Genomic DNA, 23,602 nt, shown 5'->3' on the forward strand with positions numbered 1-23,602 from the left:
AAATGCGCTTTATTACCTGCATATTTTTATTATCACCGGACCGATCAATCCTGATTTTAACTCACCCCTGTATCTGGTCGGGATTGCAATATAATTATTGGACAGAGTATTATAAATTAGCAGTCCTATTTGATTTTCACTTTCCTTTGCAAATTGAGTAATATCGAATGTCCAGGGTGGTGAAAGCTTAATACCGACGCTCTTCCCGTTCACATACAATTCAACTGAAGATACCAACTCTCCAAGGTCAATTTCCAATTTGTTTTTTAAATCCGCGGCCAGGATATCAACGGTTTTTCTATACCAGGCTCCGCCGGAATATGATTTTAAACCGTCAATTTTTGACCAGTCTCCCAAATTTATGGAACCTTTGCCGCATTGCTGCCTGAAATACGCAGGAATAGCGCCTGCACCACGGTAACCCGGCTGGTATTTTATTTTTAATACAACTAGCGAACTCGTTAATTTTGAATCTTTAAGATTTACAATATACCCCGTTAATCCATCAAGTTGTTTTTGTCCGGCTATCGGTCGTATTTGAACGCCATCAATCCAGATTGTCACTTTTCCGTAAGCCGAGAAAGTAAATGAACGCAGTCCCGGGGTTGATTCAAAAGCAAATAACCCTTGCGGATCTTTTTTAATTGAACAATCAAAAGGCAGCACGCCATAATCCTTATACCAACGCATTGAAACCGGTTGCTTTTTAGGATACGGCGCCTTCGGTTTACGTGCCAGGAAGTAGGTCTCACATGCTTTGTTATACACAAGTAATACCGGATTGGCACCTTTTCTCAAAATAATTGTTCTGCTGTTTACATCTGTTTTTGAATTATTTACAAATAATGCTATTGGTTTTTCATTGCCCGTCAAGAGATCGAAAACTCCTGCAAAAGGAGCAATGATCGATGTATATAGGATGTAGTAATTTCCCGAAGGTTCCGGAAATCTTTTTTTTGAATGTTTCAGTTCTCCTAAAGCGCCCAAACGGATAAAATCATCATACATTTGTCCTTTCAAGCCGTGCCAGCCCTGATGACCGGGATCGTCTTCTACGCCATGCTGCCAGGAAAAAGCATACTCTTCCCAGAGGTATTTCTTACCGTTGATCTTTACTCCGGTTCCCGCGTTTTGAGGCTTCATCTTTATCAACTCTTCTTCAAAAGGTAAAACAGGCAAAGCGCCAAGCTTTTGAAATTGAGGTCCGTAAGCACAGGTCACGTTTTTCCAGTTTTTATCAAAAACAATTTTCTCACCAGCATACTCTTTGTCTTCACAAGAGTACAATTGCCGCACTTCCGCGCCTAATAATTCTTTCCCGGCAGGAAGCTTAAAGTCCCCCCATTGATTATCAAGCGAAGGCTTTATTTCAAACTCCCAGGTATTGTCGAGAGTAATTTCCTTTAAAACTTTTTTCTTTCTGATAATATTTTTACATCCGGTGTTTTCCGGGTCAAAAACAATGATCTGGATTTCTTTTTTTGATAACGGTAAAGTTAATTCCGTGCCTTCATTCGTCTGCACGGCAAAATCAGAGAGCGAAGCAATTCCCCCTTTCCATGGATCCCAGAGCGTAACCGCTCCTTTCGCTTTAAAAAAACATCTGCTTCCTGCAGGGAAATTGTACAGAGCATACACATCACGTTTTCCTATTATCCGGTGCACAACATAAGGTCTTTCCTTCAATGCTGAAAGTATTTTGAAGTTAGCCTGATATTTTCCCGATATAATAGAAGGCACTATTTTTGCATCCTGGCAACGTAAAATGTTCCGTCTTTTTGCAAATATACCGGCAATAAGTTCTGATGTTTTCGCATCATTCGAGCCGCATTTTTCCGTTGCTTCGGGGATATCACCGATATTTACTATCAAACCGCCGGCATTTTTGAACTCTTCTATTTTTCTAAGCGAAGAATAACGCATTACCTTCATCGAAGGAATAACCAGCACCTTATATTTTTCGCCTGCAACCTGCAATTCTTTGTCTTTAACCCCGGCGCACGCCAGAGATTCAAAATCAATAAAGTCGAAGTCGATGCCTTTGTCGTATAACCTTTCCCCTGCTTCAAAAGCAGCGTTCACGGATTTTTTCCCGTCCAGTCCGGCAATCACCGGTTCGGTGGGATAAATAATTGCAACGTCACAATTGTGATAACCCTGTGACAGCAAGTACGACAGACGCTGTATACAATCCATCAAAGGACTAATTTGGGCCCAATAAGGCATACGGAAATGATTGCAGGGTGGCGCCCATTCCCACCAACCGCCTTGTGTTGAATATTTAAGAGCGGCAAATGACAGTAGATTATATCCTGCCACAAAATTGGCAAAAATAGCATCCGTAACGGCGGCAGAAGTTGTACCCCAACCGCTGCCATAAAAGCCTTCAAGCCACACACGCGGCCGGTTGTACAAATGGGCAATTGATGATGCAACTTTTGCTTTGATAATATCTTTTGACAGATTAGGCTGATCCGAACCCGGACCCTGATTCCAGCGCTGCGTACGGAAATAATCACCGAATTCTTCAGGATCTTTTCCCCGTCCGCCGTGATCACAGCCATAAATAAGACCTCTGTCCTGATGCCACTGATATACAGGCTTAAAAAAGTTTTCTTCAGAAAGTTTCACGATAACATCATTATAATCGAGCCGTATTTTCGGGGTGACAGACCCGATGTCGGTATATAAAGCATCCAGATACGGGATCAGGTCATAGGATTTTCGTTTTTTAAATTCTTTTGCAAAACGTTTATTCCAAAGATTACCGATTACCCTGAAATTTAATTCATCAGAAAAGAAAAAATTAAGATATTTTGAACTTTTTCCCGGCAACGCTTTTTCAAATTTCTCGAAAAAATATTTAATATAGGCCTTACCGCTTTGCGGATGCATAGGGTCGTAGGAGGGAATTAACCGCTCTGCATATACGGCTATTACTTTCCATTTTTCCCGGCCAAAATCATAACTCAAACTGCCGGCTTTAACCTTAGACATAATATTTTTTCTGGTATTAATGTTCAAAGAACCGTCTTCTTTCATTTTATACACGGTCAGATTAAGAAGATTTTCCGGCATCTTAAGAGTGCCTGCCCCGGCGAGAATATTCGTAATATTTTTCAGCATGGAACCGTTTAACTCCGGATTTTTTTCTATTGCTTCATCCATTGAAAAACCCTGCCCTATCCCGAGCGTATAATCACTAAGGCTCACTGTCATATCACGCTTTTTAGCTTCAAAAGCAAACCATTTAAAAAGTTTCCACCATTCCACTGTAAAAAGCGCAGGTTTGCTGGGATTGGAAAGGCCAAAGAAAAAACCGCCTTCATCAAGATGGCTGTAATTGATCTGCAGGCTGGATATGCCTTTATTCTTTAGTTGATCCAACTGCCAAAGCAGGCGCTTTCGGGTAAGCCTATCCCCCTGCCACCAGTAAAAAGGAACTTCACCATAACCTTTTGGAGGATCAATAAACCCCGGCAATACATCCATAGAAACGCTTCTATCAGGATACCCTGCCTGCATTAAATGCGTATTTTTAGTCATCTATTTACTCCTTTTTCTTTAGGACTCTTAATTCCTAGCTCAGAACATTGAATATTCGATGCCATTCTGACGTTTTAAAAAAACACCTGTCTGTTACAAACAAGCATTTTCGACAACTAAGATTATTTTTCATACAGCAGATTATTCAATAAAACGGAGGCTTTTTTACTTCCTTGTTTTTCGGCAAGACTGTACCATTTTTTTGCTTCATTTATGTCTTTTTTAACACTCAACCCTTCCTCATACATCTGACCGAGGAAGATCTGGGCATCAACATAGCCTTTACCGGCTGATTTCTTGATCCAGGAAACGGCTTCCTGATTATCACCGTTCCGGTCATCAAACAAATATTGACCCACTTCATACTCCGAGAGGGTCTTTGCTAGTTCTGAAGAGTTTTTGTACCATTCCTCCGTATAAAACTCATCAGTTTCAGGTTTTTCCGGATCATCTTCAGCAGCTTTTTTAAAATATTTAAAAGCATTTTTATAATCACCTATGTACTGATAGTACTCTCCCCTGGAATAAGAGCTCATCTTCCAGACCTGTCGTTTCTCCGCCATCTCCCAGAAACCGTCATCCATTTCTTTACACATTTTGCTCAGCAGGGCTTTTATATATTTAATCTTTGCCGCAATAACCGGATCGTTTTTGCTCTTTTTCTTTATAACTTCCGGGTAAAACACCATATGACAGAATATCTCCGCGCGATCCTCTTTTGCATTTGCCTGGGAGTATCTTGTTATAAAACCGGAAAAAGGCTTTTTGTTCTGCCGGTCTTTCGCAATTTTGTCAAGGAATTCCTCGCCTATTCCGAACCTGCAGAAATACTTAAAATCTTTTGGATTTAGTTTTTCCCACTCTTCCTCTTCTTCCCCTTTAAGTTCATCCAAGGAATGGAAAAACTCGTGATGCACCGTAAGCCGGATATGGTTAAAAGTATCTAGTTCCCCTACATTCTGAAAAAAAGCATTATTTCCCCTCATAAAAAGAGCGTACCCCAGTCTCTGATTTTCATTATTTTTCATATTCCGGCAAAGGACTATCTTTTTCATCATTGAACTTTCAAATAGTGCAGGGGGATAAATGGAAAACTCCGACATGAGCATTGGAACATACACCGCAAGCTGGGAATCAAGAGCTTTTTCACCATTTACGCCGGAGCTGTTATAAAAAAGCTTTTTGTAATCCACGGTGATCTTATATTTCTTTTCAAATTTTTCTATTTGCTTCTGCCAGTACTCGTTGGGAGCTTTTTTGCCGTCTTTAGAACCCGTCTCTCCTGCTATATTTGAGACACACAAAAGACAGCCGAGTACGGCTGTCAAGAATACACATATATTCCGCGTTTTTGTAATCTTCTTAGCCCTGGAAATAAACTCTCGATACTTTTTTAAGTTTGATTCCCCTTTTGCCCATTTCTCGATGCTTTTATAGTCAAGAGTTTTAGTTTTTGCCACAAGAATAGCCTGCTCCAGTGATTGTTTATCGTCCCAGTAAAAATAAGCAGCCAGTCTATCTTTAACACAATCCGATGGTGTAAGGAGTTTTATCATACCCTTTCGAGTCTTAATAATGGAAAGCTGTTTTACCGGAGCATTTCCTATAGCCAGAGGAGGTTGAACAAAATCGAGAAAATATTCACAATCTTTTTTTTCAAAGAATCTCGTTTTATCTTTTCTCTTGAAACCTATTTCCGTTAAAGCATTCTCAATTTCCCCAAGCGGCCAGTCAGAAACTATATCAATATCTCCTGAAGAGTATTTATTATTGGAGTATATTTCAACACAAGCACCCCCAACAAGAGTCGAATCTATACCATATTTACTTAAAGTCCCCTGGACAACAACCGCTACATCTTTTACTTTCATTGTTGCCCAATTATTATTCATAACGGTTTTCCTTTTTGGCGGGGCCTATTTCTTTCCATATAATATTTATCAGCATATCCTTCAGGAAGGAACTCTGAAGCTTTTTTTATTAAAATAATCAATTCTTTGGCAAAAGGATATCTGGGGTTTAACTCATACATTCTGGTTCTGCCGACTAAAACACTTACAAGGATTCCGCCCTGTTCAAGACGCGTCAATTGCTGTTGTATTCCATTTATTCTGATGTCATAAACATTTGCAAGCTTGCTTGCATAAGCCTTTTTACAGTAATACATATAAAATAGAATTTTCTCAACAACATCATTCCCAAATATAGGCTTCAACATACACCCTCCACCATACTATATGGTAATATTACCATACTTTATGGTTATTGTCAAGAACACACAAGAAGGATTAACTTATATTAATATCGGGGTTCTTTGTTTTGACTATTTCCATAAATACATCACGATCATCAGGTGTAATGAACATATATTTTGGATGCTTCCAAGAGCCCTTTTTAAGCACTATTTCAATTCCTGACTTTTTTACCTTAGAATAATAAACATAGTTCCAATCTCTCTCTCCGAATGTAAATAATTTCAATGCACTAATTTTTCGCAACTCACTAATTTCACCCAGATTAATGTTCATTCTTAACAAAGGGACAAAAAACAATATTCGAGACCTGATATTTAGAGTATTTTCGGTAATTTCATAGGTATAGCGCATTGAAAATTGAACAAGTATTATTAATAAAATTTCAATTAAAAATAAAGAAATAGCAAAAATATTATCCATTTTCACCTTTTTTATCTTTTACTTTACAAACCTTAAAAACCTTACAAACTTTATTAACTTAGGACACTTACTTCATCCGGCTCAATTTGACTCCTGCAAATATAGCGAAGGCAAATACCAGAGTATAAAGTATTCCTGCGTGGAAAACAGGAAGCTTTGTCGATACATACGCAACTATAGCCAGAATAAAACCAACAGAGTAGACTATTGTGAGTACCCTTCTACCTGACATACCGGAGCGCTTCAAGCGCAGAGGAAAATGATCCGGGCTTCCGAAATAAACAGGTTTTCCCTGTTTGGCCCTCATCAACATTACAAAGAGTGTATCAAATATCGGCACCCCTAGGATTATTACCGGAGTGAGAACAGCAAGATTATTCACATTGGTATAACTTTCTGTCAGAGAAAATGCCGCGAGCATAAAGCCGATAAAAAGACTGCCGGCATCCCCCATGAATATCTTTGCAGGAGGAAAATTATAATATAAAAATCCGACACAGGATCCCGCCAGGGCCAGAGATGCAAGCGGAGAAAATAGTTTACCTGCGTCCACCCCGAGCACAAAAAAGGTAAGCGCGGCAATAACTGCTATTCCGGAAGAAAGTCCGTCCATTATATCAAGCAGGTTAAAAGCATTCGTCACTCCAACCACCCATATAATTGTCAGCACGGCATTCAGTAATTCGTTCTCCAAAAACTGTACCTTTATTCCGAAGATTATAAGCGTTACGGCGGCAAGGATCTGAACACTAAACTTAAGAGGTACAGAAAGTTTTTTGATATCATCTACAACTCCCAGAACAAATATCAAACTCCCTGCCATAATAAGTCCCACTAAACCGCGCAGACTATGATGTTCTACCAGCTGATTTATCACCAGGGTGATAAAGAATGCCAGGAATATTGCAGCACCGCCAAGATAAGGAATTGCCTTGCCGTGCTTTTTAAGCTCATTATCGGGTTTATCCATGATCCCGTATTTCCTTGCGAAATAAGCGGCTAACGGGACAAATCCCATGGAAAGAATAAAAGCACCGGCAAATACTATAAAGTAATCTAAATAATCCATTTCTTGATCTCCGATTTCATAATTTTTGTTCTGACTACCTTCCCCTTTTCTCTCATCCGATTGCGAAGTTTAAAGTATTTCTTCATTCCCGGTATTACTCTTATATCAAATATAATAAGATAAATCCAAAATAATAGTTCATATAGAATAATAAACGGAAGATTTCGAATTATCAAACCTGCCGGTGCATTTTTGGCCAGCACCAGGTATCTGTTTGCCAGGAGATGCCGTTTAAGTTCAAGGCTCTTTTTCCTGAATAGAAAAATCTTGCTGCCCTTCTTCCCGTCACTTCCTCCTCTAAAGTGAGTTGCAACCGCTTTAGACTCGTAGTAACATCTCCACCCCGTCGCATTTGCCCGTAGTCCCATGTCAAAATCCTCAAAATACATGAAGAAATCCTCATCAAAGTACTCTTCTTCAAATTTTACGCTTTCAAGCATCTCTCTTTTCAAAAGCATTACAGCGCCGCAGGGGAAAAAACAATCCCCGGCAGGATACGCCTTGTCAGCCTTGCCGTAATTTCTCTCTATCGGTCGGAGAGTACGCCTTATGAACTGTCCTGCTGAATCTACTAAATTCTCATCCTGCATCCTGAGAAGCTTTCCGGAGAACATTCCGTAAGTACCGTCAAGTTTTTCAGCCGTCCCGCAAAGTTTTTCCAGAAAATCATTTTTCAAGCAAGTATCGGAATTCATAATAAGTACGTGATCCCCGGAGCTCTCCCTTATTCCTATATTTGCCGCAGCTGCAAAGCCTATATTTTTACTTAGCTTTTTAATGTTAAATTCGCCGTATTTTGCGAGTATCTCCGCTGAATCATCCGAAGAAAAAGAGTCAATTATTATAATTTCAAACGTTTTTAGCACTTGCGCCGTCACTGAATTTACGCACTTTTCCAGAAACTCAGCGCCATTATGATTTATTATCACCGCGGTTACTTTCATCTTTCACCGCCCAGAAAAACCAGATTTCTCTCATAGGTAATGGTTGCAAGGCTCCGGTACTTTTTATTTATTTCCAGCGCTTTTTCTTTCTCCCGGCCGGCTGCCTTAGTATTTTTCTGCTTCATATATATTTCGTAAAGCGCCCAATGCCCGCCTGCGTAATTTGGTTCAAGGCTTACGGCTTCTCCGGCATATTTTTTTGCATGTTCATACCTGCCCTCAAAATAGCAGATCCTTGCAACTTCGGACTTAAAAAACACATCAAAAGGACTTTTTTGGATTGCAGCAGCGTACTCCTGCAAAGCCAGAGACGGGTAACCTGCATAAAAATAAAACAGCCCAAGTTCTCTGTTGAACTCCGGATTTGCCGGATTATTTTTTGCCGCCTGTTTAAAATTCTTTTCCGCTTCAAAGAACAACTTTTTGTCCTTTGTATTCAAGTAACCGCCTGCATATAATTTCCCCAGCCCGGCGTAACTGTCCGCAAACACGGGGTTTAAAAACATTGACAGCTTCATATTCCTCTCAAATTCCCCGGCATTTGAAGGTTCCATCTTGTAAAAATATACGGAAAGATACGACATCCCTGCCAGAAGCATAAATATTGAAACCAGAAGCGCAGCAAATATTTTAAATTTAAAATAATTTGGTTTTTCTGCAGCAAGAGCTTTCTTTGATGTAAAGTATCCGGAAAAGAGCACACCCGTAAGAAGAACAAAGAATATCAGGGTCGGCAGACAATGAAAATTAAAATCAACCAGAGCATGGGCAAATAAACCTGTAAGAGAAGTAAAAACAGCGCAAGCCGTAAATATTTTTCCCTTGTCCTTTGTATTTTTTATAATAGTTATAAACCTGTTCACAAGTACAAAAAGAAAGACTAAAATTAAACCCGCCCCCAAAACTCCGAGCTCTGCCATTGTCTGCAGATATTCATTATGCGCATGATGAGCGACCCTGGTGTAGTTACCTATAGTTCCACCCTCGGGAAACCGGTATTTGGGTGCAATATCTTTAAAGGTATTAAGCCCATAACCAAGAAAAGGCCTGTCTTTAAACAGCTTAAAAGCGCTTACTGCTATTTTACCTCTGGAATACGCTGCATCGTCATATACTCCGTCCCTGGCGGCCCTTTTAACTACAGGGTTAAGGGGAGTTATTAAGATCCCAATCACAACCAGTATGCTGACTGTGGTCCAAAATCTAACCGGTTCTTTCACTATTTTCTTTTTCTTTAATATTATCAGAGCAAACAGAAAGAATACTAAAATTATTCCGAACGCCAATAAAGCGCCCCGGGACTTTGTTAAAAGAAGGCAAATGAAAGAAAGTACCGCGCTTACTGCATAGAATATTCGAATTGTTCCTTTTTTACTCAGGATATCATATAAAAGGAACCCGATTCCCGCCGCAAGAAATCCGCCGAGAAAGTTCGGATTAGGGAAAAAAGCATCTACTCTGTCCGCTTTGAACCATATATATTGAGAAATCCCGGCAACAGAAACAAACAAACATACCAGCCCCGTAAAGAAAGAAAAATAACCGATATCTTTGGCTTTACTTATACTATTAACCGCGGAATAATAGACCATCACGCATCCGAGCAGTAAATATACAGCCCGAAAAGAAACAAATCTGTTTACTGAAACCACTAAGGAAATGAAACAGGTGAAAAGCAGGGCAATTACAAAAATATCTAATTTTGTCCTGATATACGTATTGCTCAAAGAAACAAACGAAAGAAAAAGAAACGCGCTTAAAAACACAAATATTATCAGGGCTTCATTTTCAAAACGGCTTGCAGAAAGTATTATGGAAACCGACAGCAGAACTATAGAAAATATACGGAAATAATTACGGCTCAAGTATCCGGATATTACAGGAAGAATAACCGGATTATTTTTTGTTTTGGTACCGGACTTAAAACCGGCAGCGGTAATTCCTGCCAGCGCAAAGGCGGTCAAAGAATTCTGCCAGAGGTTACTGTCTATATCTAAAAGATTATGGAAGAGGAAGCCGCAAAATCCTGCAAATAAACCGGCAAAGACAAGCTTCTTTCTTCCTTCCATTCTTTTTAAAGTTCTGATACTTTCTCTTACCATGACGCAAACAAAAATAAGCAGTGCTCCAAAACCTAAAACCCCTGTCTCGACAAGAGTCTGCAGATACCAGTTGTGCGGATATTTAACCCCGCCTGCGGCCAGAGACCCGTAGGTGTTTACTCCGCTCCCCAGAACCGGGTTTTTCATGAACATTTTAACAGCTTCACTGAAATAACCAAACCGGTTAAGAACAGAATTATCCATATTTGAAAAATCTAAAATATCAGGCCGAAGAAATAATACCGCCGCGAAAAAAGCAGCAGATAAAGCACCTGCTGCCAGAAGCACCTTTTTCTTTTCTTTGATCACGGACAAAAGAAAGACTAAAAGAGAAAATAAAACAGCAAGCATTCCTCCGACAGAAGAGGTCAGAGCAAGGGATGCCGTTAAAATGACCACAATAAACCCCACACCTATTTTTGTCAACAGACTTTTGCCGTTGTTTGCAGAGGCTCCTTTACCTGCTTCGGAAAGAAAAATCCCCAAAGCAACAGGTAAGACCATTGCAATATAGCCTGCAAAAACATTCGCATTTAGAAAGGTGGAAAAAACTCTTCCGGCGCCTATATTTTTAAGAAATTCTTCATATACTCTGGGATTGGAAACAATGTCCTTATTCTTATCAAGGTAAACAGCCATATCAGAAAGTCCCGTAAATTTCTGATAAAAAGCATAAATAGCCGTAAATACTGCGCCGCCAAGTACGGCAAAAGCTGCTTTTTTTCTGTCAACAGGAGAACTAAAAATATTTAAAGAAACAAGAAAGATAGCCAGAAAATAAATAAGTTGAATGTTCATCACATTAAAAGGAACAGTCTTTGAAAAAAGAGCGGCAAAAACAAATGCAGCAGAAAGAAACAATACAGGGAAATTCATTGGAGAAGAGGTATAACTTTCCTTTGTTACAAAGAACCGGTCTATGATAAATATAAAATAAAAGAACAAAACAAGGACCGGGTAAATCAAATTAAGGTACGGGAACCACTCAGGAGAACAAAGCGGGACAAAAAACAAAAGAATAAAAATTGCCCATCGCAGAAGCTTGCCCACTTTATTTACCTTTTGGTTTTAGATATATTTACAGCCGCAAGGAATCCAAGAATATAACTGTCTTTTCCAAAACCAAATATTCCTCCGGCGGAAACAGGAGAAATATAGGATTTATGCCTGAATTCTTCACGCTTAAATATATTGGAAAGATGGACTTCAACTGCCGAGATCTTTACGGCAGATATGGCTTCTCTTATAGCCACACTTGTATGAGTGTAGGCAGCAGGATTAATGACCATTGCATCCGCCCAGGATTCACATTCTTTTTGAATAATATCTACAATTTCACCTTCAGTATTTGTCTGAAATATTTTTATACCAACTTTACTTTTCCTTGCCAGGGCTTTCAGTTCTTTATTAATAGATTCGAGAGTCACTTTTCCGTACACATCCGGCTCCCGCTTACCGAGTAAGTTAAGATTCGGCCCGTGAATTACTAGTATGTTTTTCATAAAAACCCCTCCTAAAAGATAATGACTAAGTACTATTGACTAACGACTATTTAAGGAACGCGGGGAAAATACCCGCCAAATATTTTAAAACATTTATTATTTTCAATAAATATCAGCGGTGCTTTTATCACCCACCTTAAATAGTCACTAGTCATTTGTCATTGGTAATTTTCGTTACTGTATTTTTAGTATCTTCTTAGCATTCTCGTAAAAATACAAGTGGATATCACCATAAGTGAAACCCAGAGAAGTCAGTTTTTCGGACCACCAATCATCATCCAAACCATATTGTTCTCCGGCGTTATCAGTCCCGTACATCAACTGGGTCCTGAACATCGATTTCAAACCGGGCATATCATTCTCAAAAACCCACCTTCCCCAGCCCGGGCAGGTATCGGCAAAAGCATTTTTAAGCCTGGAGGTAAGAACAAGCGTCTCCAGATACGTCGCGCCCCCGCCAAAGTGCGCAAATATAAAATTAATACCGGCATGCCTTCTGGCAGGCACTTCAAAATGAAAAGGACTTGCTCCGTCTACAGACTCCAATCTCATGGAAGGATTTTTACTGTTTGGCAAGATCCAGCCGCAATGAGAAAATACAAGCATTTTTCTCTTTTCTACTTCCTGCCAGATCGGTTCATACTGATCATCATTGGGATCAAAACCTACATTCGGAAATAGTTTTATGCCTATAAGGCCTTTATCTCCATACTTCTTTATTAAATCAAGAGCTTTATCAACCCCTTTCGAAAAATCCACGGCAACAGTACCAAAAAACCTTTGAGGATGGGCTTTTACGGCTTCAACAACAGCTTCATTGGGATTAGGCATATCCTTACCCCAGTCCCAGCCCTCTTCCGGAAAACCGTGAACAAGACCGGCGACAACATTATGCTTATCCATTATCCGGAGATACTTTTCCATCTTAGAATCACCTGCTATCGGATGAAGATGTATGTCTATTTTTTGTATCATAAAAACTCCTTTGAAAGATGTAATTACTAAGTACTATTGACTAATGACTATTTATTGTAACGGATAAAGCTTCCGTATATTTATTGAAAAAGATTCCACTGATAAAGTCTGCTCTAAATCCTAATCAGCTCTCGTAAAATCTCTTTTATACTTTCCTATACTTTTAAAAACTATTATATCGGCGAAGGTTCCATTTCGCCCTTCATTAAATAGTCATTAGTCATTAGTACTTTCTTTTATTGTTTCTCCGCCGGGTATGATCCAAGCACCTTAAAGAACCGGCATTCCTTCCGGAGCTCACTCAGCGCTTTCTTTACATTTGCATCTTCCACATGTCCGGACATATCAATGAAGAAGAAATATTCCCACGCTTTCTTTCTTGAAGGACGCGACTCAATACTTGTAAGATTGATTTTATACTTTTTAAAAGGCAAAAGCATGGAATACAATGCCCCCACTTTATCTTTCAAAGAAACAAGCACAGAGCTTTTGTCATTTCCGGTTCTTGCCACATTTTTCCGGCCTATTATTAAAAATCTGGTAAAGTTATCCGGTATATCTTCAATCCGGACCGCCAGAGAATTTAGGATATAGAGCTCTCCTGCTAAAGAATTTGCTATGGCCGCACTGTTTTTATCTTTAGCCGCAAGACGGGCAGACTCGGCTGTATTTTTTGCCTCTACAATTTCTATCTCCGGCAAATTAGTCTTAATCCAATTACGGCATTGCGCCAGAGGCTGATTAAAAGCATAAATCTTCTTAATCTGTAAAAGATTTTTAGATTTACTGAGAAGATTATAAGAAACCTTCAACAAGGTCTCCGCACAAATTTTCAGATCTGAATCTACAAACATATCAAGTGTATGATTTACCACACCTTCCGTGGAATTTTCAATGGGAATAACACCGTAATCAGCTCTTCCATTTTCTACTTCAGCAAAAATATCCGCAAGATTCTTAATTGCTACAAGCTCTACGGAAGAGCCAAAATGACGAATCGCAGCCAGATGGGTAAAAGTAGCTTCCGGGCCCCAGTAGGCAATCTTTAAAGGCGCTTGCAAAGCTCTTGAGGCAGATACTATCTCCTTAAAAACCGCTTTTACAGAATTATCCGGAAAAGGTCCTTTATTTCCTGACAGTATTTTCTTAAATACCGCAGCTTCGCGTTCAGGGACATAAACCTCATATCCGGCTCCCGATTTATGCTTTTTTACCTGCAGCGCCAGACCGGCTCTAATATTTAACAGGGAAAGTAATTTTTTATCCGTACCGTCTATTTTTTCCCTGATTTTTTTTAAGTTCATTATTTCACCTCACCCTGATCGCCGCCCTTTTTTATGGGAGTAAAGAACATATCTGCCATAACTTTATCTACCTCCCGGAGGCGGTGCGACAGAGTACGAATAAAAACCCAAAGAAGTTTGTGGGAGAGCATATCATTATTATCCAAAACCTTTTTAAAGTCCTCCCTGGTAATAACAAAAAGACTGGCATTCTCAAAAGCGACTGCTCCGGCAGATCTTAGGCCTTCATCCAAAAGAGCTATCTCTCCAAAAAAATCCCCTTCTTTAACCGTTGCAAGAGTTTCCTCTTTTCCCTGAGGATTTCTCTTAACTATTTTAACCTTACCGTTAATCATAATATAAAACGCATCACCTTCCGTACCCTCTTCAAAAACCTTCTGCCCCTCCTTAAAATAAACCTCTTTGCTTATTTTCCTGATATACCAGGCCTCTTCATCAGAGAGGGTGCTAAACGGCTTAATTTTTTTCAGAAACAGAACCGAACCCACGTAAATCTCCAGTTTTCTCTTTAACTCAGCATCCAGCGTAATAAAGCGGACGGCAGAAAAAAACTTGTCTTCTGCTTCGCGGGAACGGATAACCTGACCTTCTATACCGTCAATCTTCAGCCCTTCCTGCAGCTCAAAGTTAATAAATAATGTTGTCCCTTGAGGAAGAAAAGTATTTATAAGCAATCCAATACCTTCCGATCCGATATTAGTAAGAGTTCCTATAAATACCCTGTCTCCAAGATCTCTTACCATTACCCCTACAGAAACCCTGATATTTATTCTGCTAAATTTTCTTCTCTCCTGCATAGATCTGCCCTCCGTGTTGTTTCCCCAGTTTTTTAATAATACTATTTCATATCATTTAAAGCTGCTTCACTGAACAGCAAATCCACCATCTCCTGATTCATGGATTTTAATCTTTTTGAAAGCGTCCGGATAAAGCCAAGAAGAACTTTAATTGCCAGCTTATGATTTGTTTTTATAAGTTCATTAAACTGATCCGCTGTAATAGTAAAGAGTTTACAGCTTGTATGCGCCGCCGCATTAGCAGTACGCAATCCTTCATCAAAGAGCGCCATTTCACCGAAAAACTCTCCTTCCCGGATAAGCGCCAGAACTTCTTCATTGGTATCATCAATATTTGATTTTTTACTAATCCTTACTTTCCCGTTTATCACTGCGTAAAAAGCATCCCCATCGGCACCTTCGTTAAAGATAATGGCCCCTTCAGCGTAATCAACATCCGTACCTACATTCTTTAAAAAAAGAGCTTCCTCATCCGTTATAATGGAAAACAACTTTATCTTTTTTATAAAAAATATCACATCGGCAATGCTGTTAATATTCTCCATACCTTCTTTAGGCATATTGAGAAATTCCAGACCGTATATAAATCTGTCATCAATATCGCTGGATCTGACCACCTTTGCAGATATACCGCTAAAAGCAAGACCACTTTGAACTTTAAAAGATAAAAGAAGATTTTTCCCCAGAGGAATAAATTCATCAAGAATAACAGACATGCCTCCCGCACTTAAGTTCATTGTCGTTCCCTTAAAAACCTTGCCGGTCTCTTTTATGGTTAAACTAACTTCAAATTCAAGCTTTATACGCCTATGTTTTCTTCGCTCGGAATAATCTTCAGACATCTGATTCTTCCCCCATTTTTCCGATAAGTTCTTCTATCTTCGGCATTTCTGTCAGGTCTTTTAAACCAAAGTACCGTAAATACTCTTTGGTAGTCCCGTACAACAAAGGCCTGCCTACCACATCCTTACGGCCTTTAATGGCAATGAGATCTCTTTCGAGCAGGGTATCTATAACACCTTCCGCGCTTACACCTCTTATTGACTCAATTTCAATTTTTGTAACAGGTTGACGATATGCAATAATGGCAAGAGTCTCAAGCGCCGGTTTTGAAAGGCGGTGAGTCAGCTTGCTCTTATACATTTTTTTTATCCACTCCGCAAATTGCGGGCGCGTAACAATCTGAAAGCCTTCGGCTATTTCCGTAACAGCATAAGCCCGGCCGGTAGTCTCGTACTCCAGCGCCAGATCGGCAATATGCTTTCTTATTTCATCCTCTTTTAATTCATCAAGGACAGCCTTAATGGCCTTTGTCGATAGCGGTTCATCTGCGACAAAAAGAAGCGCCTCTATTATCGATCTTGCGAAATTACCGTCCATTTAATCTCCCGCCTTCAAATTCGATATTTTTTTAACCTGCGACTTCCCCGTCTCTAAGTTCATCCGCGTTGAAAACAATCTGCTTCTTTTTCATAACAAATATCTCATGCGTGATAACGTTCTGTTTGCAGGAGATAAGCCCGAGCCTTATAAGTTCAAGCATAGCCAGAAAAGCAGCAATCATATGTTCTTTAGTCGGCTGTTTCTTAAGGAAATCCACGAACATTATACGGTCCGCGTTCTCCAGCTCTTCCAGAAGCTCGTTGGTCTTCTGGACAACCGTAATACCCTCCCTAGAAATAGACATAATTTCGTCTTTGGGAAGGTAGGCCAGGACGCTCTTAAAACAGGACATCAGGTCATAGAGCGTGACTTCAACCACCTGTTCTTCCGCAAACTCTCCGGAGTAATCGACATCTTTGAAGAAGATATCTCTTTGTTTCGTTTCCCTTTGTTCCAGCGTACCCGCAACAGCCTTAAACCTCCGGTACTGCTCCAGAAGTTTTTGCAAGTCTATATCTTCTTCCGTCAACACCTCTTCTTCTTTGGGAAGCAGGGCTTCGGATTTCATGTATATTAGGTTAGCCGCGCCTGCAATAAAATCACTGCCTTCATTGATATTCTTAGTCGAAAAACTTTTAACTATATCCAAAACCGAAACACGGTTAACATCAAGTTCGTCATCTTTTACAAGCATTAAAAGAACTTCAAAAGGCCCCTCATATGTCTTAGAAACTATATTAAACATAGTTTTTCCCGAATACCGATTCTCTGACTTCCGCCATATTCTTTTTTGCAACAGTATCTGCTTTTTTGGTGCCTTCGCGGAGGACTTCTTCGGCATAACCTTTTTTAGAAATGATCTTACTCCGTTTTTCCTGTATCGGTTCCATCTCTTTTGAAAGATTATCCAGCAATATCTTTTTGCAGTCTACACAACCCAAAGCTCCGGATTCACAATCCTTCCTGATCCCGACAGTCTCTTCATAGCTGTAGATATTCTGCAGCATAAAGATAGGACAACCATCCGGATGTCCTGGATCATTTTTACGCATCTTCAGAGGATCCGTAAAAGCCGACTTTATTTTTTTAGTGTACTCTTCCTTTGAATCAGAAATAAAAACAGCATTATTATACGATTTGCTCATCTTCCTGCCGTCAGTTCCGAGAAGTTTCGGTACTTTGGTAAATAAGTGCATAGGTTCAGGAAAAACTCTGCCGTAGATATTATTAAACCTGCGGCAAATCTCCCGGGTGAGCTCCAGATGGGGCAGCTGATCCTGACCTATCGGAACTACGTTTGCCTTATATATCAAAATATCAGCCGCCTGTAGTACCGGGTAGCCGAGAAAACCATAATTTGAAAGATCCTTATCCTTAATCTCGTTTATCTGCTCTTTATAAGTAGGACATCTTTCCAGCCACGGAAGAGGCGTTATCATGGAAAGCAGCAGATGAAGCTCGGCATGCTCGATTATCTGTGATTGAACAAACATGACTGATTTTTCCGGATCAAGCCCAGCCGCCAGCCAGTCTGTGACCATTTCTTTTATGTTTTCCGACATTGCTTTAGTATTTGCGAACTCGCTCGTCAGCGCATGCCAGTCTGCTACTTCAAAGTAACAGTGATACTCATCCTGCAAAGAAACCCAGTTATTAAGCACTCCGAGCAAATGCCCGATGTGAAGCTTGCCCGTAGGCCTCATCCCGCTTAATATGGTTTTCTTTTGCCCGGTCATAACAAGGTAACTCCCGAAAATATTCGAACAAGAAAGGTTATCGGTATAGTTAAAATCACGCTAAGCCCGCTGTTTAGTAAAAGAAGTAATGAAATAAGTACAATAAAACCAATCGTCCGATTAGCAAAAAACATAACATATTTTATTGACAGAGAGGAAGGCAGCAGTTCTTTGAGCACATGCGAACCGTCAAGAGGCGGAATGGGGATAAGGTTAAATATAGCAAGACCGCAATTTATTGCCACAGACATAACAAGCATTGAATGTACAATGGAAGCATAACTGCCAAATACGGTTAAATCAACAAAGCGGATTATTAAGCCGAAGAAAAGCGCTTGAATAAGATTTGCGGTAACTCCCGCAAGAGAAACAAGTATTTCATCTACTTTTGGATCCTTGAAATTAGCAGGATTAATAGGAACCGGTTTTGCCCACCCAAAAAATGTAAAAATCAAACAGATTAAACCAAGAATATCAATATGCGGCCAGGGATTAAGAGTCATTCTTCCCATCGCCTTTGCAGTCCCGTCCCCCCTGAGGTAGGCAACATATGCATGCGCAAATTCATGAGTAGTTAAAGCCAATAAAATCACAGGCAAAAGTATCAATTTCATCTGAATATAGCCGCCATCAAACAAGAGAAACTCCTTTCTACAAAAGCATAATAATTAACGTATTTTAACACAGTTTTCCGGTTATGTCAAAAGCATAGTTCTACCAATAAATACAATGGAAAATACTAATCTATAAGGTTATTTGTGAAAATGCAGCTATTGGCAGACACACGTTCCAGTTTATAAAGTTTGTAAGGTTTTTAAGGTTTGTAAGCAAAGCTTTTCCCGATAGGATATATATCAGCGGGATAAAGTCTTTTTAAGAGGTGGTATTAAATCTAGCAAAATCATATCCCGTCTCCCCAGAGAGGAAGAAAACTAAGATAATCCGCAAGCTTACGCCAGTGGTTTTCAAAACCGCCTACACAATAAATAATCCTACAACGATTCTAAACCTTATAACACCTTACAAACTTTAAAAACCTTAAAAACTTAGAACTTGTACTTTTTTACAAGTTCAAGTTCTTCCGCCCGTGTCTTTATCGTGCCGTCCAGCTTCAGGTTTAAGAGCTCTTTGAATATTTCTTTATAAACAGGACCGGGTTTTATGCCGTAGGCTTTTAAATCTTCACCTGTCACATCTACCTTTATTTTGTATAAGGAAGATAAATACAGGTGAATTCTTTGTCTGGCGCGCATGGATTTGGATTTTGACATGTAAAATAACAGACCTTCGTAAGAGACTTTAAAAAGCAGATTATACACCTCGCTATTCTTCATCTTTACTTTTTCCAGAATACGGAGTATTTCTTTTTCCCCGGTCCTTATCTGTGAAAGCTGGGCTATAACCTTAGAAGATAACTTAAATTTTTCGCAAATGTGGGTGATCTGGTCCAGATTAAGATCATCTACAAGCGCAAGAAAATTCACAAGCCATCTGTCAACAGGATCATCAAGAAAAAGAACTTCCACCGTAAAACTATTGGTAATCTCCCTGAAAATATGTTTTTTCGCGGGAGTTACTTTAATACCGGGGTGAATATATTTCAGCACATCAAGTTCTCTCATCCTGTCAATGGCTTTTAAAGGAAGGTCCTCGCTTAGAATAAGCACCAGTTCATCTTTCATTTTATAAGTGGCAAGCTGGTCGAACATTTCCAGATCAAGAGCATTATCCAAAAAATTCATGGAGCTTTCTTCCATCTTAAACCCGTACCGTTGTTCGAAACGGATTGCCCGAAAGATCCTGGTCGGGTCTTCCACAAAACTCATATTATGCATAACCTTTATCTGCTTTTCCTGTAAGTCCTTCTGCGCGCCGAAGAAATCAACCAGCATGCCAAAATCCTGGCGGTTTAATTCAATTGCCATGGCATTAATGGTAAAATCGCGCCTGTAAAGGTCATATTTAATCTTGGAAAATTCAACGGTAGGAGCACTCGCCGGATACGCATAAAATTCCACCCTGGCTGTTGCGACATCTATTTTAAACCCGCCGGGTAAATTAAGTACGGCCGTGCCAAATTTTTTATGTTTTTTTATATCCGCGTTCAATTTCTTTGCCAGAACAGAAGCAAAACCTATTCCATCACCTTCGATAACAATATCCATGTCAAAGTTCTCAATGTTCAAAAGAAGATCTCTCACAAAGCCGCCGACCACATAAACCTTACATTTTTCTTTATCTGCGAGTTTTCCTATCTCCTGAAGCAGACTGTAGACTTTTCCTCCCAGTCTTTTCTCCATAAGATCTTTTACATTATGCAAGTGCGGATCAGCGCTTTCCAGTTTTTTCTCTATCTGGATAATTTTATCTTTCATAATATCTTTGTTAAGGCTTCTAAGAACATCTGTTCTGGTCACAATACCTTTTATTATTAAACTGCTGTCTATAACAGGGATCTTCCCGACACCTTCGTCTATCATAAGTTTTTGAATATCTGATACGGCTGTTTCCGGACCTACAGTTTTAACATTTGTACACATATAACCGGATACTTCCGCATCATTAAGCTTATGTTGTATTGCTTTATCAAGATCCGAGATTGAAACAATACCCATCAGGATATTACCCTCTGCGACAGGAAGCGAACTGTGATTAAAGCGAAGCATTATTTTCCTTGCTTCTTCTACGGTTACATCAGATTTAATGGTTAATACCGGATTACTCATGATGTCTGACGCAATCATAAAAGGCCTGGTCTTTTCGCGGAGAATTCGAAGAAGCTTTTCTTTTACATCAAAAAGAGTACCTTCCTTAAGCGTTGCGGAAGCAGCTACTTTATGACCCCCGCCCCCAAACTCCTTCATTATTTCACCTGCATTTATTTCATCAAGTGAAGACCTGCACACAAGGTGAATACGCTCGGGCAGCTTTACAATAACAAAAATGCAGTCCAGATTTCCCATATCACGAAGCTTATGCACCACCAGCGCAATATCCTTTACAAACCTGTCCATCTCAGTAACCGCAATACGAACAGGCAGACTCTTTACGTCATAGGTTTCAATAGAATTAAGAAGTTTACGAAAGAGCGCATCCTGTTCGGCCGAAAAACCTTCTTTAAGAAAATCTCTCGCAATATTAATTTTTGCGCCGCACTCTATAAGGTACGCCATCATCTGAAAATCAAGAGGAGTAACCGTCAAAAATTCGAAGGAACCCGTTTCTTCATAAAGGGCTATGGCATAAAGTGTCGCCTCAGTCTCGCTTATGGCTATTTTTTCTTCTTTGAATTTGAGAAGGAACTTTGTAATAGCGCAACCGACCCTGACGTTTTTCATTATCTCCTCTCCGGAAATATCATCTTCCCCTTCAGGGTGATGATCCCAGATAGTTACCTTAAGATTTTTATTATTCAGGATTTTAACCAGTTCACCGATGCGCTTCTTTGCCTTAGTATCAACGACTATAAGATCGTCAACTTCATTGAGGTCGATATCTTTAACCTTATAGACTTTAAATTCATTGCTATAAAGGGCGAGATATTCATTAACCTTCTTCTCTGCGTTTCCGGGAAATACCATGACGGCATCGGGATAGAGTTTTTGTGCGGCAACCAGAGAGGCGAGGGCGTCAAAATCAGCATTAGTATGGGTAGTGATGATTCTCACTTATTACCAAGAACCTTTATAAAAGCATTAACTATATCGGGATCGAATTGAGAACCGGAATTTTTTTCAAGTTCCACTACCGCAATATTTTGTTCCATGCCTTTTCTATAAGGCCTGTCAGAAGTCATAGCGTCATAGGAATCTGCCACCGAGAGAATTCTTGCTATAAGAGGTATCTCTTCCTGTTTTATCCCGTCAGGATACCCGCCGCCGTCAAATCTTTCATGATGTCCCCTGATGAAAGTTGAGATCCCTTTCATAAATTCAAGCGGACCCAGTATTTGAGCTCCTTTATCCGAATGAAGTTTTACCTCAGCTCTTTCCGCAGTGGTAAGCGGCCCCTGTTTGGAAAGTATATCATCCTTTATTGCAATTTTACCTATATCATGCAGTTTTCCCGCATATCTAATAGTAGTGATCTCTGCTTCCGACAATCCCATAACTTTTGCAATATCAAGCGCATACTGGGTAACCCTGTCGGAGTGACCCTTTGTATAAGGATCTCTGGCTTCTATTGTCAGAGCAAGCGTTTGAATGGTCTCAAAATAACTTTTATTTAAATTCTCGTAAAGCCTGGTATTTTCTATTGCCACCGCGCACTCAGCCGCGAAGGTGGAAAGAAGGTTAATCTCTTCCTGCATAAACACATGCTCAATATTTTTATAAATTGTCAGAGTTCCGATAATTTTTTCTTTAAGAGCAATGGGTACTGAAAGCTGGCTTATAATACCCTCTTTTTGAGCCGCAATCGTTGAAAGATATCTTTTATCCTCAAGCACATTTGAGATTGCAATCGGTTTTCCTTCTTTTACCACATTACCGTTTATCCCCTGACCGACTTTAATTTTAGAAACTTTTTTTACAAACTCCTCGCTCAATCCTACCGAAGCCCTTATCCTCAAGGTATCGCCATCTTCATCAAGAAGCCTGAGAGAGCAAACCTCTACATCCATTATCTCTTTGGCTTTATCAACAATGAGCTGGAGCACATAACCAAGCTCTTTCATGGACGCAACTTCCTTGCTTATTTCCAAAAGAGTCGTCAGGGCTTTTAGTTTATCCGTTACCTCCCTGTACATCCTTGCATTATCAATAGCAATGGCCGCTTGAGTAGCTATAATCATCAGGCAGTAAAGATCATCCTCATTGAACTTCTGGGATTTTGTCTTACTGTTAACATTAATAACACCGATAACTTTATCTTTTACCGTAAGAGGAACACTTATTAGACATTTACCGTTATAAATAGGATTTCCGGTGCCTTTAAATCTGGGATCTTTGCTGATATCAGGGACAAACAAAGGTTCATTTGACTCTGCAACACGCCCTGCAATACCCTCTCCCAGTTTTAGGATGGTTTTTTTTGTTATCTCTTCTGAAAGCCCTTTTGCAGAAAATATCTTAAGCTCTTTTTTTTCCGGATCCAACAACATAAGCGAGCAGACTTCCGTATCAAGAAGCCTCGAGGTAACACTCACGATAAGATCCATTAATTCCTGAAGGGTCATCTGAGAAACTACACCCTTACTTATATCAAAAATAGAGGTAAGAGGTATTTTGTCTTCCGAGATTGTATTTCTGATCATAGAAATGAGGTCTTGCCCCGTTTCCGGTATAGAAGAAACCAGCTTTCCGCCAAAATCAATAACGGAATCTATAGTCTCCGTTATTTTATCTTTATCTTTTCTCCGGTATTTGAGGATTATAGCAATAAGTACAATGATTATTACGAAGAGCACTATGTTTATATAAATCGCATTATTCATAAGTACATTATAACTCAATTTTTGCGATTTGTAAAGGTGGGGGGCAGCGATTCCGCAACAAGCAAATTAAGCCATAACTTTTGCACTGAAAAATCAAGGATTTTATTCTTTTGTGACCCGTGTTAATAATTATAC

At 39.6% G+C, this 23,602-nt stretch carries 18 protein-coding genes; all 18 read right to left on the minus strand.

Annotated features, from left to right (window positions below):
- Window positions 1-12: 12 nt before the first annotated feature.
- Window positions 13-3,546 carry a hypothetical protein gene (locus A2536_00080; protein OGF47922.1) on the minus strand — a complete coding sequence of 1,178 codons (3,534 nt, stop codon included), beginning with the start codon at window positions 3,544-3,546 and terminating at the stop codon, window positions 13-15.
- Between the two features lie 122 nt (window positions 3,547-3,668).
- Window positions 3,669-5,438, minus strand: a complete 1,770-nt coding sequence (locus A2536_00085) for a hypothetical protein (GenBank protein OGF47923.1) — start codon at window positions 5,436-5,438, stop codon at window positions 3,669-3,671.
- Window positions 5,435-5,764 carry a hypothetical protein gene (locus A2536_00090; GenBank protein OGF47924.1) on the minus strand — a complete coding sequence of 110 codons (330 nt, stop codon included), beginning with the start codon at window positions 5,762-5,764 and terminating at the stop codon, window positions 5,435-5,437. Before A2536_00090 ends, A2536_00085 begins: the two co-directional genes overlap by 4 nt.
- A gap of 70 nt (window positions 5,765-5,834) precedes the next feature.
- Complete coding sequence (locus A2536_00095) at window positions 5,835-6,221, minus strand: hypothetical protein (protein ID OGF47925.1); 387 nt, start codon at window positions 6,219-6,221, stop codon at window positions 5,835-5,837.
- 67 nt (window positions 6,222-6,288) lie between these two features.
- Window positions 6,289-7,290, minus strand: a complete 1,002-nt coding sequence (locus tag A2536_00100) for a hypothetical protein (protein ID OGF47926.1) — start codon at window positions 7,288-7,290, stop codon at window positions 6,289-6,291.
- On the minus strand, window positions 7,278-8,234 hold the full coding sequence (locus A2536_00105) for a hypothetical protein (GenBank protein OGF47927.1): 957 nt from the start codon (window positions 8,232-8,234) through the stop codon (window positions 7,278-7,280). Before A2536_00105 ends, A2536_00100 begins: the two co-directional genes overlap by 13 nt.
- Window positions 8,231-11,386: a hypothetical protein gene (locus A2536_00110; GenBank protein ID OGF47928.1), complete on the minus strand. Its 3,156-nt coding sequence runs from the start codon at window positions 11,384-11,386 to the stop codon at window positions 8,231-8,233. Before A2536_00110 ends, A2536_00105 begins: the two co-directional genes overlap by 4 nt.
- Before the next feature lie 5 nt (window positions 11,387-11,391).
- Window positions 11,392-11,838: a type II 3-dehydroquinate dehydratase gene (locus A2536_00115; GenBank protein ID OGF47929.1), complete on the minus strand. Its 447-nt coding sequence runs from the start codon at window positions 11,836-11,838 to the stop codon at window positions 11,392-11,394.
- A 174-nt stretch (window positions 11,839-12,012) separates the two neighbouring features.
- Complete coding sequence (locus A2536_00120; GenBank protein OGF47930.1) at window positions 12,013-12,813, minus strand: hypothetical protein; 801 nt, start codon at window positions 12,811-12,813, stop codon at window positions 12,013-12,015.
- Window positions 12,814-13,049: 236 nt separating this feature from the next.
- Window positions 13,050-14,117: a prephenate dehydratase gene (locus A2536_00125; GenBank protein ID OGF47931.1), complete on the minus strand. Its 1,068-nt coding sequence runs from the start codon at window positions 14,115-14,117 to the stop codon at window positions 13,050-13,052.
- Complete coding sequence (locus A2536_00130) at window positions 14,117-14,914, minus strand: hypothetical protein (GenBank protein OGF47932.1); 798 nt, start codon at window positions 14,912-14,914, stop codon at window positions 14,117-14,119. The genes A2536_00125 and A2536_00130 overlap by 1 nt, the downstream gene beginning before the upstream one ends.
- A 41-nt stretch (window positions 14,915-14,955) precedes the next feature.
- Window positions 14,956-15,756 (minus strand): hypothetical protein, encoded by an 801-nt coding sequence (locus A2536_00135; protein OGF47933.1) that lies wholly within the window; start codon window positions 15,754-15,756, stop codon window positions 14,956-14,958.
- Window positions 15,749-16,294, minus strand: coding sequence for an SMC-Scp complex subunit ScpB (locus A2536_00140; GenBank protein ID OGF47934.1), 546 nt, complete (start codon window positions 16,292-16,294; stop codon window positions 15,749-15,751). The genes A2536_00135 and A2536_00140 overlap by 8 nt, the downstream gene beginning before the upstream one ends.
- 31 nt (window positions 16,295-16,325) lie before the next feature.
- Window positions 16,326-17,042: a hypothetical protein gene (locus A2536_00145; GenBank protein ID OGF47935.1), complete on the minus strand. Its 717-nt coding sequence runs from the start codon at window positions 17,040-17,042 to the stop codon at window positions 16,326-16,328.
- On the minus strand, window positions 17,035-18,033 hold the full coding sequence (locus tag A2536_00150) for a tryptophan--tRNA ligase (protein OGF47936.1): 999 nt from the start codon (window positions 18,031-18,033) through the stop codon (window positions 17,035-17,037). The genes A2536_00145 and A2536_00150 overlap by 8 nt, the downstream gene beginning before the upstream one ends.
- Window positions 18,030-18,647: a hypothetical protein gene (locus tag A2536_00155; GenBank protein OGF47938.1), complete on the minus strand. Its 618-nt coding sequence runs from the start codon at window positions 18,645-18,647 to the stop codon at window positions 18,030-18,032. The genes A2536_00150 and A2536_00155 overlap by 4 nt, the downstream gene beginning before the upstream one ends.
- Window positions 18,648-19,079: 432 nt before the next feature.
- Complete coding sequence (locus tag A2536_00160) at window positions 19,080-21,701, minus strand: hypothetical protein (GenBank protein ID OGF47937.1); 2,622 nt, start codon at window positions 21,699-21,701, stop codon at window positions 19,080-19,082.
- Window positions 21,698-22,780, minus strand: a complete 1,083-nt coding sequence (locus tag A2536_00165; protein OGF47939.1) for a hypothetical protein — start codon at window positions 22,778-22,780, stop codon at window positions 21,698-21,700. Before A2536_00165 ends, A2536_00160 begins: the two co-directional genes overlap by 4 nt.
- Window positions 22,781-23,602: the final 822 nt, after the last annotated feature.

The sequence above is a fragment of the Candidatus Firestonebacteria bacterium RIFOXYD2_FULL_39_29 genome (assembly GCA_001778375.1).
GTDB lineage: Bacteria > Oederibacteriota > D2-FULL-39-29 > D2-FULL-39-29 > D2-FULL-39-29 > D2-FULL-39-29.